This window comes from Leucobacter sp. G161 (genome assembly GCF_001482305.1).
In the GTDB taxonomy this organism is placed as follows: Bacteria; Actinomycetota; Actinomycetes; order Actinomycetales; family Microbacteriaceae; genus Leucobacter.
Genome location: NZ_LOHP01000053.1, coordinates 1 through 12,745, shown reverse-complemented (window position 1 = coordinate 12,745; position 12,745 = coordinate 1). Strand labels below are relative to the sequence as shown.

The window sequence follows — 12,745 nt, the reverse complement described above, 5'->3', positions numbered from 1 at the left end:
TGGCCATCTCCCGAGAGGAACCTCATGCCCACTCCCATCCGTCGCGCCATACTCGCGGCCTCCGGCCTCGCGATCGCCTCGTCGCTGCTCCTCACAGGCTGCGCCGGACCCGGCGCAGCCCCCGCCCCAGACGCGGGCGGCGCCACGCGCACCATCACGAGTGAGGCAGGTGAGGCCACGATCCCAACGGACCCGTCGATGATCGTTGCGCTCGATGAGCCATCGGCGCTGAACATGATGAGCATCGGCGTCGTCCCCGACATCGTTTTCGCGTCGTGGCGGACGACAGTGCCGCGCGAGATCATCGAGGACGCCGGCATCACCGTCGTCGACACATCGGAGTTCTACCCAGCATCCGAGGAGGTCGCCGCGCATAAGCCAGACCTCATCGTCGGCACGTGGGCTGACGGCTGGAGCCAGAGCGCGCCTGACTATAGCGAGATCGCACCGATGGTCGGCGGGCTCTACACGGCGACCGGCGCCGAGATCATCGAAGCGTACGGCGAGTACTTCGACCGCGCGGAAGAGGCCGCTGGAGTCTCGGCAGCCCTCGAAGCAGCGACCGCAGCCGCAGCAGACGCGCAACCAGCCGACGGGCAGTCACTCTCGGTGCTCATGTCGTTCGGCGGGGACATGCCGCTGTACATGGATTCCGATAACTCACTCCACAGCTCGATCGCCGACTCCGGTTTCACACGGCCCACGCTGCAAGACACCGCACCCTCCGAAGGCAGTGCATACGGTGGCTGGACGACGTTCTCGCCGGAGCAGCTCACCGAGCACGACGCAGACGTGCTCGCGGTTGCCGTCGGCCTGCAGTACTCACTCGAGGGCGTCACAGAGCTCGCGCCGTACGACTCACTCGAAGCCGTGAAGCAGCAGCGCTCGGTGATCGTCGACGGTGATATCTGGTCGGGCGGCGCCGCGTTCTACACCTACTGGGTGCTGCGTGACCTCGAATCGATCGCCTCGGGCGAGCTCGTGCCAGGAGTCACCGCAGACGCCGCGTCGCGCTGGTCGGACTACACCGCCGCAATCGCCCGCTAGTCGTGACGGTGTCGATACCAGCGGCGTGGCGGGGAGCCCGGTTCCGGGTGCCCCGCCGCGTCGGCGGCGAGCGCCTGGGCGGGGTCGCCGGGCGGATCGCGGTGCTCTGCGCGGGCGTCGGGGTGCTCGTCGCGACCGCGTGGTTCAGCCTGTTCGTCGGCGCCGGTGATGCTTCTCCCGCGCAGGTTGTCGCCGCTCTCGGTGGCCACGACGGCAGCAACGCCGCAACCATCGTGCGCGACATGCGGCTCCCCCGCGGCTTGACCGCGATGCTCGTCGGGCTCGCGCTCGGTGTCGCTGGCACCATCATGCAGGCTCTCATTGGTAACCCGCTCGCAGACCCGGGGCTCCTGGGCGTGAACGCGGGTGCCGGGCTCGCCGTCGTGGTCGCAGTCGGGTTTCTTGGCCTCGTCGGGTTCAACGCGTACATCTGGTTCGCGCTGTGCGGCGCGCTTGTCGTATCGCTCTTTGTGTACGCCATCTCTGCGACCGCCGGTCGCGGCTCGCCGTTCACGGTCGTCCTGTCGGGGGTCGCGGTCTCGGCTGTACTGATGGGTGTGACGAATGCGCTCGCGCTCATCGACCCCACCCGGTTTAACGCGCTGCGAACCTGGATGGCCGGCAGCGTCACTGGCCGGGATGGCGGGAGCATGCTCGCCGGTTCCTTCATCATCCTCGCGGGGCTCGTTGTCGCGGTCATCATCGCTGCTCCGCTGGCGCAGCTAGGACTCGGCGAGGATACGGCGCGCTCACTCGGCGTGCGCGTCGGCCCCACCCGGTTTGGCGCGACGATTGCGGTCATGCTGCTTGCCGGAACGGCCACCGCGCTCGGCGGCCCCATTATGTTTGTCGGCCTCATGGTGCCGCACCTCGCGCACGCGCTCGTCGGCCCGAGGCTGGTCTGGGCCATCGTGTATAGCGCGGTGGGCGGAGCTCTCCTTGTGCTGCTCGCGGACATGGTCGGTCGGGTTGTTGCCCCACCAGGCGAGGCCCCAGCAGGGCTCATCACCGCGATCCTCGGCGCTCCAGTGCTCGCGCTGCTCGCGCAGGGCCGTCACGGGGCAGCCTCGTGACGGGCTCGGGCGGGCCCGTGGATTTCGGCGCAGGGCGAAGCGTGCTGCGCGTGCGCGGCTACTCGGCGCTGTGGAACACCCGTGTCGCCGCGCTCGTCGCCCTCGCGACGATCGGCGGCATCGGGGCATTCCTGCTCGCCGTGTCACTCGGCAGCTACCCGATCCCCCTTGCCGAGGTGTTCGCGATCCTCGGCGGCGCAGATCACGGGTTCTCATCCCAGGTCGTGCTTGAGTGGCGGCTCCCCCGCGCGGTCGCCGGCCTCGTGTTCGGCGCGGGCCTCGGAGTATCTGGCGCGATCTTCCAGTCGCTCACGCGAAACCCGCTCGGCAGCCCCGACGTCATCGGGCTCGGCGCGGGCGCATTCACGGGCGCCCTGCTCGCGGTGCAGTTCACGGACTCGCGGCTCGCGGTCATCGTGTTCGCGCTCATCGGCGGGCTCGGTGCCGGGCTGCTCGTCTACCTACTCTCCTACCGGCGCGGCCTATCGGGGATGCGGTTTGTCATCGTCGGCATCGCGGTCGCGTCGGCCCTCACCGCAATGAACTCGATCCTGCTGCTGCGCATGAACACGTTCACCGCAACCACCGTGAGCGTGTGGGGTCAGGGCAGCCTCGGTGAACTCAAGTGGCCAGCCGTAACGCCGGTCGCCATCGCGGTCGGTCTGCTCCTCGGATGCGCGAGTGCCCTCGCCCCCGCCCTACGCCAGCTCGAACTCGGGGACGCTGCAGCACACTCCACGGGCGTGCGTGTCGAGCGTGCTCGCCTGTTGCTATTGCTCGTCGGCGTGCTCCTCACCGCAGTGATCACGAGTATCACGGGCCCGATCGCGTTCATCGCGCTCATCGCCCCGCAGCTCGCCCGAATCACGAGCGGATCGGCCGGAGCCACGCTCGCGGGCTCAGCGGCGAGCGGTGCGCTGCTCCTCAGCGTCGCGGACCTCGCGGGAGCCCACCTGTTTCGCGTGTCCGTTCCCGTCGGCGTCGTCACCGCCGTGCTCGGCGGCGGATACCTCATCGGACTACTCATCAGAGAGGCAAGATCACGGTGATCGAACTCCGCAACACCACCCTGGGATACGGTCGCACAACGGTTGCGACCGATCTCACGCTCACCATTCCCACGGGTTCCGTGACGATGATTGTCGGCCCGAACGGCTGCGGCAAGTCCACTGCCCTGCGCGCTCTGTCACGCCTCATCAGGCCGACAGCGGGCACGGTGGTGCTCGACGGCGCCGACATTCACGGTCTCGCCACCCGCGACCTCGCACGCAAACTGGGGATCCTCTCCCAGCACCCGACGGCCCCGGCCGGGATTCGGGTCGCAGAGCTCGTCGCTCGCGGCCGCTACCCTCACCAGGGAGTCGCGAGCCGCTGGAGTGCGCAGGACGAGGCCGCCGTCGCCGAGGCACTGCGCCTCACCGGCGTCGCCGAGCTGTCTGCCGAGCCGGTTGACCGGCTCTCTGGCGGGCAGCGCCAGCGGGTGTGGATTGCAATGGCCCTCGCCCAGCGCACCCCGCTCCTACTCCTCGACGAGCCCACCACTTTCCTCGACCTCGCTCACCAACTCGACGTATTAGAGCTCTTTGGGGCGCTCGCTGCCGAGGGGCGCACCGTCGCCGCCGTCGTGCACGACCTCACCCAGGCCTGCCGCTTCGCCACGCACCTCATCGCGATGCGCGACGGCACGGTCATTGCTGCCGGGTCACCACGGGACATCGTCACCCCGGAGCTGCTCCGCGCAGTCTTCGACGTCGAGGCGACCGTGACCGTTGATCTCGATAGCGGGATCCCACACGTGCTGCCGCTGCGTACGGTTCGGAGCACGGCACGCGGGCCCCTCCGATGAGGGACGGATCAGCCGCGATCTCACGCCGCGGCCTCCTCCGGCTCGGGGCTGCGGGCGCATTTGGCCTGCTTGGAGCGAGCGCGCTGAGCGGATGCGCAACTGCCGGTGAGCGCCCCGACTACATCCTCGCGAGCGACCCCGAAATCGGCGAGACCGAGGCCACCCGTCCCCACACTGGCCGAACCGTGCACCATGTGCTGCGCGCGCAGTCAGCCACAATCGCCGTCACTCCTGGCCAGTACGTCGGCACCTGGGGCTACAGCGAAGATGTCGCTCTCGCAGCGCTCGGCCCGACACTGCGCGCACGCCGCGGTGACCGGCTGCTCGTCGACGTCGACAACACTCTCACCGAGGAAACCTCGGTGCACTGGCACGGCCTCCGCATTCGCAACGACATGGACGGCGCCCCTCCCGATACCCAGAAACCGATCCCGTCAGGCGGCCAATTCCGCTACAACTTCGTTCTCCCCGACCACGGAACCCACTGGTATCACTCACACACCGGGGTGCAGGCCGACCGGGCCATGTTCGGTGCGCTCATCGTTGAGGACCCGGATGACACGAGCGGCGCCGACACCGACCTCGTGCTCGTCATCGACGACTGGGTCGACGGCTTCGGAGCCACTCCCGAGGAGGTGCTCGCAGCGCTCGATCCCGTCGGCACCGGCGGCCACGCACACGGCGGGATCGCGGCGGCCCCGCCCGAGGTCACCGCCGCCGCGCTCGCGCTCGTCACCCAGGGTGTCGGCAACTCCGCCGTCCTCGGCGGTCCGACCCAGCACATCAACTACCCGCTGCACCTCATCAACGGCCGCTCCCCCGAGGATCCGCAGCGCCACACCGTGCCGGCCGGGTCGCGGGTGCGACTGCGCGTCATCAACGCCGCCGCGGAGACTCCCTACCGGGTCGCGCTCGCCGGGCATCGCGTCACCGTGATCGCTACTGACGGCTTCGACGCTGAACCCTTCGAAACCGACAGCGTACTCATCGCGCCAGCGCAGCGCATCGACCTCCTCGTCGACCTCACCTCGGGCAGCTGGCCGTTCGTCGCACGCGTCGAAGGGCGAGACGGTGCCGCGCTGGCGGTCATCGCCACGCACGACGCAGCCGGCGCCTCCCTGAGTGGCGCGCAAGCAACGCAGATCCCCGAACTCGACGGCCAGCTCGCCACCGACGCAGACCTCCACCCGCACGGCTCCACTCGCCTGAGCGAGCGGGAGCCCGACCAACTGTGGAGGCTCGAACTGCTCGAGTCCCCCGAGGGCTTCATGTGGGGCGTCGCGGGCGAGGACGCCGCGAACATGCGCCCCCGCATCGGCGAACGCATCCGCATCGAGGTCGCCAACCCCACCTCGATGTGGCACCCCGTACACCTCCACGGACACACGTTTGCGTCACGCACCCACAACGGCCTGCGCCGCGACACCGTCGCCGTGCTGCCGGGCGAAACCGCCGTGCTCGACTTCGACGCCGACAACCCCGGTCGCTGGATGATCCACTGCCACAACGCCTACCACTTCGCAGCCGGCATGAGCGCGCCGATCCGCTACGTGCGGTAGCCGCAGTGCCCCAGCTCCACGAACCAACCACCACCCACCAGAAAGGCATCCATGCCACGCTTCACCACTTCACTCGCAGCACGCCCGCTCCGCCTCACGGCCCGCATCGGGATCGCCGTCGCAGCCGTCGCGCTCACCGCGGGGCTCGCTGGCTGCGGCCAGTCGAGCACCGAGCACGTTGTGACGATTGACGGGCTCAAGTTCGCGCCAGCGGAACTCGAGATCGCGGCCGGAGACACGGTCGTGTGGAACATGGAATCCACCGGCATGGCCCACGATGTTGTTTCAGACGACGAACTCTTCGCGAGCGACCTCATGACCGAGGGTGAATTCAGGTACACCTTCACGGATCCGGGCGAGTTCGGATACCACTGCACCCCGCACCCGCAGATGACCGGCAACATCACCGTCACGGCGCCCTAGCCAGTCGAATCCGGGACCCGGGCCGAACAAGTACGCTGGAACGATGACTACGCAAGCAGGCGATGCGCGCGGCACAGACCGACGGGTCGGGATGACACCCGAGCGCGTCGCCGACGCCGCAATGCGGCTATCGCACGGCACCGGGCTCAACTCCTGGACCATCCGCGATCTCGCAACCGAGCTCGACGTTGCCCCGTCAGTGATCTACCATCACAGCGGTGGCCGAGAGGCACTCTTGCGCGGCGTTGTGGAGCGCGTGATCGCAGAGGTCACGATCCCGGATACGCGGCTGCCCTGGCAGGACTGGTTTCGGTCGTTCCTGCTGGGGCTCCGCCCACTGCTCAAGCAGTATCCGGGCACCGCGCGCTGGCTCCTGATGCACGGGCCCTCCTTTCCGAGCATCGCAACCGCGTTTGACTTCGGGATCAGCTCGCTCTCGGCCGCAGGCTTCACGCGTCCCGCGATCGGCTACGCGATGCTCGTGAACACCGCGATGCTCACCATCACCATGCACGACGACCGGCTCGAAACCAGCGACGACGGGCCGCGCGACCACGCGGCGATGCGGGAGAGCTTCGCAACGCTTGGCACGGACAGCCCGGGCGTCAACAGAATGCTCACCGAGCTCCTCGATCCGCTCGCGAGCGACCCACACGAGGCGGGTGAGGCAGTGAACGCCGACTACTACGCGCTGCTCATCGACACCCTCATCTCTGGGCTCGAAGCGCAACTGCACCTCAGGCCTCGTAGACGCTCGCTCCCCCAATGAAGGTTGCCGCCACAGTGATGTCTCTGATGGCCGCGTGGTCCACAGCAAAGATGTCGTCACTCAGCGCGATGAAGTCGGCGAGCTGCCCGTCGACGACCCGACCGCGCTCGTGTTCAGCGTTCACCGCATACGCCGAACCATAGGTATACGCAGAAATCGCCTCGGCAACGCTCACACGCTCATGCAATCCGAACGGTTGTCCGCCGCGCGTAACCCGATTCACCATATCGTGAATGGACACGAACGGGTTCGCGTCGGAAACTGGAGAGTCGGTCGATCCGGGAACGATCATGCCCGCATCGAGGAACGATCGCATCCGGTAGGTACCGGCAACCCTGTCCTCACCGAGGGCAGCGAGGATGCCATCGCCGAAGTCAGAAATAAACACTCCCTGTGGCACTGGGATGAGCCCAAGCTGCGCCGCCCGCGCGACCTGCTCATCCGTAGCAATCGCGAAGTGCTCCACTCGATGCCTCACGTCGCGCGGGAGCTCGCGTTGCGCGGCTTCAACCGCGGCAATAACGTGATCGATCGCGCGGTCACCGATCGCGTGGGTCGCGACCGTCCATCCTGCTCGGTGGTACGCGATAATCGCTTCGCGCAGTTCTTCCGCTGTGAGCTGGAGCACACCGAAGTTCTCGGGTTCGCCGCAAAAGCACTCGTGCACAGCGGCCGAACGGCCAATGAGAGAGCCATCCGAGACGATCTTCACCGGACCAATTCGCAACCGCTCGTCGCCCAGGCCAGTGCGGATTCCCCAGTCAAGCGATTTCACGCCCGCCGGGGCGTCAGCGATGCTGTGCAGCGCCGAGTGGAAGGGCATGACGGTCATTCGCGGCTTCAGCACGCCACTCGCAACCGCGTGCAGATAGTGGTCAATCTCAATCGTGCCCGCGCCAATGGCGCCATCAACGGCAATGCCAGGCTCTGTGATGCTTGTGAGGCCGTAGCTGATCGCTTGCTCGCTCGCCAGCCGGAGGGCCGCAGCAACCGTCACCGGCTCGCGCGAGGCCGCAGCCGCAGCCGCGCGCAGCGGGTTCATCGCTGTCTCCTGTAGCAGCCCCTCGGGCAGGCCCGCAGCATCTCGGATCACCCTGCCACCCGCGATGTCTGGGTAGTGCTCGCGGCCAGGATAGCCCGCACGTGCGAACGCGGCCGTGTTCGCCACCCCCATGTGCCCCGAGACGTGTTCGATGAGCACTGGGCGGCCGCCCGCAATGCGGTCGAGTGCGAGCGCCGTCGGATGTTCACCCCCGAGCGCGTTCTGATCGTAACCGCTTGCGAGCACCCAGGCATCGGCAGCCACCTGCGCGGCCCGTTCTGCAATGCGATCGAACAACTCGGCCAGCGTCGCCACCGCGGTCGGCCGGACGTTGACGTTGAGCAGCCTACGGCCGGTGAGTCCAAGGTGGTGGTGCGCATCGTGCAGCCCGGGGATAACCCGCTTCCCGCCCAAATCCACCCGGGTCTGCGCGACGAGGCCGGTAGTTGCTCCGACACCAACAAACCTGCCGTGCAGTACAGCGAATGTGGTGACCTCGGGCTGTTCAGCGTCACCCGTCCATATACGTCCGTTTTCAAAAATCGCGTCTACGCGCATTGCACAGTCCTCTCTGCTCCCAAGCGTTTCAGTTCGTGTTCACGAGAGCGGCGTCGTCGTCTGCAACTACCCGCGCAAGGTAGCGGTCTCGCGATCGGGTTGCTCCCCAGATGCCGATGAGGGTCAACACCGAAATTGCGAGGTAGAACGCAGCGACGCCCCACGGCCCGACTGAGGTCAGAATTGCCTGGGCAAGCACCGGCGTTGAGCCGCCGATGAGCACGGCGCACAGGCCGTTGGCGAGCGCAACCCCCGTGTACCGGACGTTCGGGGGGAACATTGCCGACAAGAAACTCGCCAGCATTGCATAGTACGCGGCGCCGCCCATCATGAGAATAAACATGGTGACCACGAGGAAAATAATGTTGCCGCTGAGAATAGCGAAAAAGTAGGGCACGGTGATGAGTATGGAGAGCAGCACACCGTAGTACATGACCCGGTTGCGACCGATTTTGTTCGCGATGAGTGCGGAAATCGGCTGCCAGATAAATTGCCCAACCGCCATGATGAACACCAGCAGGAGGATCTGCTGCCGGTCACCCTGCAATTCATTGGTCCACCAAGAGAGAAGGAAGGTGTTTTGGAAGAAGGCCGCGGAGATACCAAGCGCACTCGCGAGAATGCCGAAGAACACGATCGATGGGGTCATGCGGAAGACCTCGAACAGGGGCACTTTCACGATTTGCTGCTGCTGCTTCGTCTCAGCGAAGTCAGCAGATTCTTCGACGCGTGATCGAATAACCAGAGCGACAACAAGCAGCGCAGCGGACAGCAGGAAGGGCACACGCCAGCCCCAACTCATGAATGCATCGTCCGGGAGAGTGCCTACGGCAAGGAAGACGAGCGTTGCAAGGATCGACCCTGCCGGTGACCCCTGCTGCACCCACATGCCGGCGCCGGTTCGTTTGCTCCCCTGGGCGCTCTCGGTTGCCATCACCGTTGCGCCTGCCCACTCGCCGCCAACCGCTAGGCCCTGCATCGCGCGCAAAAGAATCAACAGGATCGGTGCGAGAACGCCTACCTGAGCGTATGTGGGAAGCAGGCCAATCGCTGTCGTTCCGATGCCCATGAGAAACAGGGTCGCCACGAGTACCTTTTTCCGGCCGATGCGATCACCGAGGTGACCGAACACAACACCGCCAATCGGACGAGCGAGGAAGCCAACCCAAAACGTCGCGAAGCTCGCGAGTACGCCGATCGTCGGATCTGCCGTTGGGAAGAAGACCGGCCCGAATACGAGCGCGGCCGCCGTGCCAAAGATGAAAAAGTCATACCATTCGATCGCGGTTCCGACGAACGCACCGACAACGGCTCTGCGACGCCTTTGATCGGCAGTGAGCTGTGTTGCACTCATTGTTTCCCCTCCATTGGGTGTGGTTCTCTGGCGTTCTCGCCAGTGCTGCACACAAGATTTCCCCAGCAGGTGCCATACTGTCTACGACCACTTACGCATGATCTCTATACCGAAATGCGATACATATGCTGCACCTTCGCCGCCTCACCTATTTTCTCGCGGTGCTCGATCAGGGCACACTCATGGCGGCAGCCGACGCGCTGCACGTCGCGCAGCCAGCACTGAGCAGGCAAATCCGGACGCTCGAAGAGGAACTCGGATTACACCTCTTCGACCGAGAGCGCGGCAGGCTCCGCCCAACTCCGACCGCACACCGCCTTGAGATCATTGCACGTACGCTTCTCGACCAGGCGCACCTCGCCGAGCGCGCAACCCTGAGTTTGCGCGCCGGTAGCCTCGAGCAGCTCGTGTGCGCAACGACGCGGGCAACCGCCGAAAGTCTGTTAGCCCCCTTCATTCAGGCCCTCGATCCCACCTCCCCGATCGTTGTGTGCCGCGAGGTCGAACACGGCGAGGTCGAAGGCGCGCTCTTCACAGGAGCTGACCTTGCGATCACCCCGAGCCCGCCATCGGCCGCTGTTGCCTCGCTGCAGCTCGGGTCATTTCCGGTGCTCGCAGCTACCCACCCCGCACATCACATCGCGCAAGCCTCACCCGCGTCCGTCCCGATCGCACAGCTCGCCAACGAGCTCCTCATCCTCCCGCCGCCCACAAGCATGAGCCGACAAGAACTCGATAGGGCCTACCGCCGAGATGGCCTTCCGCTCGGCAGACACGTTGTGGAGTCATCGGATTCAACGAGCCGAGCGCTCGCGGCATCGCAGCGTGGCGTCCTTATCACGACGTCCGTGATGGAGGCGCCCCTCTGGGTTGCTCCCGTCACCACAGCAGACGGCTCCGAGCTGCGCCTCAGCTTGTACGCCTGCTGGCAACGCGAGCACTACGCAGCTCCTCAGCTTGCCACTCTCGCGACGGAGCTCTCGCAGTTCATGCGCAAGCAGCATCACCCATGGCATAACTAAAACACATAAAAGACCTGCCTTTCTGGTCATTGTAGACATATCATCTCGCTTCTAGACTCCTGTCATCGGCGCACTGTCCGTGCGACGGATTGATCGAAGGGACCGGGATGTCATTTCAGGAGCGCAGCAACGTCGCGAACGCCGAAACAGAGGGACACGTCGGGTTAGCGATTGCCCGCTCGCTCGAACAACACGGCGTCGACCGTGTGTTCACAGTTCCAGGTGAGAGTTACCTCGCTGTGCTCGACGGCCTCTACGACACCGGGATTCACAACGTCGTCTGCCGCCACGAGGGTGGTGCGGCGTATATGGCCGACGCCTACGGCCGCGCAACAAGCGGGGTCGGAGTAGCAATGGTCACGCGTGGCCCCGGGGCAGCAAACGCCGCTGTCGCGATCCACACCGCGTGGCAAGACGCCTCACCCCTCGTGCTCTTTGTCGGGCTGATCCCCGTTCAAGACAGAGACCGGGAGGCGTTCCAAGAGTTTGATCCGCGAGCCTGGTTTGGGAGCCAGGCCAAACGCGTCCTCATCCTCGACGCACCAGAACGCGCTAGTGAAGTCGTCGCTGAAGCATTCCACGCAGCGCGCAGTGGCAGGCCTGGACCCGTCGTCGTTGGTCTTCCAGAAGACGTCGTCGCGAGCGCGTTCACCGGCACCGCTGTCGCCCCGTACCCCGTTACCAGCGGCGCAATTTCCACTGAGCAAGTAGCCACCTTGCATGACCTTTTGGCACAGGCAGAACAGCCACTCTTTTTCCTCGCGGGCGAGGGCTGGAACGACAGTGCCGTGCGGGCGGTGCAGCAGTTCGCCGAGCAACACAGCATTCCAGTGCTCACGGATTGGCACGGAACCTGGCGCATTCCGACAGTCTCACCAGCGTGCATTGGACAGAGCGCATTCGGCGGCCCGCCCTATGCCTGTCATGCCCTGGAGGAGGCAGACCTCATCGTCTGCCTCGGCGGCACCCTGACCGATACGACAAGCGACTCCTTTCGCATGCGGCGCGCCCAGGATTCCCAGACCGTCGTCATCAGCAGCGATGCCGCCCTTCGCGGCCACACGGGAAGAGTCGAGCAGCACTTTCTCGCCGCGCCGAGCGCAATCCCAGCGGCGCTCGCGGCGGTTCCCCTCGAGCAGTCGGCCGCACGCACACGCTGGGGGCAGGAACTCCGCGCGGCATATCTCGCGAGTCGCGCCGTGTCCGCGCCGACTGCACCCGACGGAGTCGCAAGTATGACCCGGCTGATCGGTGAAGTCGCCGCGCACTACCACGACCCACTGCTCGCTATGGGTGCGGGAAACCACGGCGCGTGGGGCGCGCTCTTCGACACCACGAGCACGCAGTCAGAACTCGCTCCTCGAAACGGTTCGATGGGATACTCGATCCCCGCTGCAACCGCAGCCGCACTCGCGCTGCCACACCGCAACGTGCTGGCGCTCGCGGGCGACGGCGAGTTCCTCATGAACGGCCAGGAGCTCGCAACCGCAACCCAAGAGGGTGCTGCGTTCCTCGCCGTCGTGATGGACAACAGGCAGTTTGGCACGATCCGAATTCACCAGGAGCGCGAATACCCAGGCCGTGTCTCAGGAACCCAGGTCACGAACCCAAGCTTTGCCGGCCTCGCAGCAGCCTACGGCGCCCACGCCGAAGAAGTGACCAACGATGAGCAGATCAGCACGGCCGTCTCTCGATCGGTTGCAGCGGTCGCAGCTGGCCGGGTCGCCGTCATACACATCCACGTCGACCCGTCGGTGCTCCTTCCAGAGTGACCCGCTGCGGGGCATGCAGCGCGTACCCAGCGCACGCTGCATGCCCCGCAGTCGCCCAGCTAGTTGAGCAGCTCCGAGAGCTCGAGCCAGCGCAGCTCAAGCTCGTCAACGGAAGCCTCAAGCGCGGTGATCTTCGCCATCTCGGCATTCAGCAGCTGGTAGTCGCCCTGGTCGAGCGTCGCGAGCCCCTCGCGGCCCTTCTTGATGTCGCCCTGCATGCGCGCAATCTTGCGCTCTACAGAAGCGATCTCCTTCTGCGCGTCGCGCAGCTCGCGACCCG

General features: G+C 65.9%; 12 protein-coding genes. 9 read left to right on the top strand and 3 right to left on the bottom strand.

Annotation, left to right across the window (positions count from 1 at the left end):
- Positions 1-24 precede the first annotated feature (24 nt).
- From AUL38_RS05835 to AUL38_RS05805, 7 genes are read left to right on the top strand one after another with little or no spacing between them, the layout of a single operon-like run.
- Positions 25-1,047, top strand: coding sequence for an ABC transporter substrate-binding protein (locus AUL38_RS05835; protein ID WP_059060024.1), 1,023 nt, complete (start codon positions 25-27; stop codon positions 1,045-1,047).
- 8 nt (positions 1,048-1,055) lie between these two features.
- Positions 1,056-2,120: an iron ABC transporter permease gene (locus AUL38_RS05830; protein WP_161937411.1), complete on the top strand. Its 1,065-nt coding sequence runs from the start codon at positions 1,056-1,058 to the stop codon at positions 2,118-2,120.
- On the top strand, positions 2,117-3,169 hold the full coding sequence (locus AUL38_RS05825; RefSeq protein ID WP_201023692.1) for an iron chelate uptake ABC transporter family permease subunit: 1,053 nt from the start codon (positions 2,117-2,119) through the stop codon (positions 3,167-3,169). Before AUL38_RS05830 ends, AUL38_RS05825 begins: the two co-directional genes overlap by 4 nt.
- Positions 3,166-3,966, top strand: a complete 801-nt coding sequence (locus AUL38_RS05820) for an ABC transporter ATP-binding protein (protein ID WP_153006486.1) — start codon at positions 3,166-3,168, stop codon at positions 3,964-3,966. Before AUL38_RS05825 ends, AUL38_RS05820 begins: the two co-directional genes overlap by 4 nt.
- The gene (locus tag AUL38_RS05815; protein WP_059060021.1) at positions 3,963-5,525 is read left to right on the top strand and encodes a multicopper oxidase family protein; all 1,563 of its coding nucleotides are present in this window, start codon (positions 3,963-3,965) and stop codon (positions 5,523-5,525) included. Before AUL38_RS05820 ends, AUL38_RS05815 begins: the two co-directional genes overlap by 4 nt.
- 51 nt (positions 5,526-5,576) lie before the next feature.
- On the top strand, positions 5,577-5,948 hold the full coding sequence (locus AUL38_RS05810; RefSeq protein WP_059060019.1) for a plastocyanin/azurin family copper-binding protein: 372 nt from the start codon (positions 5,577-5,579) through the stop codon (positions 5,946-5,948).
- A gap of 43 nt (positions 5,949-5,991) precedes the next feature.
- Positions 5,992-6,717: a TetR/AcrR family transcriptional regulator gene (locus AUL38_RS05805; protein WP_059060017.1), complete on the top strand. Its 726-nt coding sequence runs from the start codon at positions 5,992-5,994 to the stop codon at positions 6,715-6,717.
- Here AUL38_RS05805 and AUL38_RS05800 read toward each other — a convergent pair.
- Both AUL38_RS05800 and AUL38_RS05795 read right to left on the bottom strand, forming a co-directional pair.
- Positions 6,686-8,317: an amidohydrolase gene (locus tag AUL38_RS05800; RefSeq protein ID WP_059060015.1), complete on the bottom strand. Its 1,632-nt coding sequence runs from the start codon at positions 8,315-8,317 to the stop codon at positions 6,686-6,688. The two genes, AUL38_RS05805 and AUL38_RS05800, sit on opposite strands and share 32 nt — an antisense overlap.
- 28 nt (positions 8,318-8,345) lie before the next feature.
- The gene (locus AUL38_RS05795) at positions 8,346-9,671 is read right to left on the bottom strand and encodes an MFS transporter (protein WP_083506638.1); all 1,326 of its coding nucleotides are present in this window, start codon (positions 9,669-9,671) and stop codon (positions 8,346-8,348) included.
- A gap of 125 nt (positions 9,672-9,796) precedes the next feature.
- Between AUL38_RS05795 and AUL38_RS05790 the strand changes: the two genes are divergently transcribed.
- Together AUL38_RS05790 and AUL38_RS05785 are read left to right on the top strand one after the other, a co-directional pair.
- The gene (locus AUL38_RS05790; RefSeq protein WP_059060013.1) at positions 9,797-10,693 is read left to right on the top strand and encodes a LysR family transcriptional regulator; all 897 of its coding nucleotides are present in this window, start codon (positions 9,797-9,799) and stop codon (positions 10,691-10,693) included.
- Positions 10,694-10,800: 107 nt separating this feature from the next.
- Positions 10,801-12,465, top strand: coding sequence for a thiamine pyrophosphate-binding protein (locus AUL38_RS05785; protein ID WP_083506637.1), 1,665 nt, complete (start codon positions 10,801-10,803; stop codon positions 12,463-12,465).
- 59 nt (positions 12,466-12,524) lie between these two features.
- Here the strand turns inward: AUL38_RS05785 and AUL38_RS05780 are convergent.
- Positions 12,525-12,745: ABC transporter C-terminal domain-containing protein (locus AUL38_RS05780; protein ID WP_059060011.1), on the bottom strand; the 221-nt coding region annotated here is incomplete at its 5' end.

What these genes read in the sequence shown, in the direction of transcription:
- AUL38_RS05835 (WP_059060024.1), top strand. Translation starts at nt 25, where the DNA reads ATGCCCACTCCCATCCGTCGCGCCATACTCGCGGCCTCCGGCCTCGCG.
- AUL38_RS05815 (WP_059060021.1), top strand. Translation starts at nt 3,963, where the DNA reads ATGAGGGACGGATCAGCCGCGATCTCACGCCGCGGCCTCCTCCGGCTC.
- AUL38_RS05810 (WP_059060019.1), top strand. Translation starts at nt 5,577, where the DNA reads ATGCCACGCTTCACCACTTCACTCGCAGCACGCCCGCTCCGCCTCACG.
- AUL38_RS05805 (WP_059060017.1), top strand. Translation starts at nt 5,992, where the DNA reads ATGACTACGCAAGCAGGCGATGCGCGCGGCACAGACCGACGGGTCGGG.
- AUL38_RS05800 (WP_059060015.1), bottom strand. Translation starts at nt 8,317, where the DNA reads ATGCGCGTAGACGCGATTTTTGAAAACGGACGTATATGGACGGGTGAC.
- AUL38_RS05795 (WP_083506638.1), bottom strand. Translation starts at nt 9,671, where the DNA reads ATGAGTGCAACACAGCTCACTGCCGATCAAAGGCGTCGCAGAGCCGTT.
- AUL38_RS05790 (WP_059060013.1), top strand. Translation starts at nt 9,797, where the DNA reads ATGCTGCACCTTCGCCGCCTCACCTATTTTCTCGCGGTGCTCGATCAG.
- AUL38_RS05785 (WP_083506637.1), top strand. Translation starts at nt 10,801, where the DNA reads ATGTCATTTCAGGAGCGCAGCAACGTCGCGAACGCCGAAACAGAGGGA.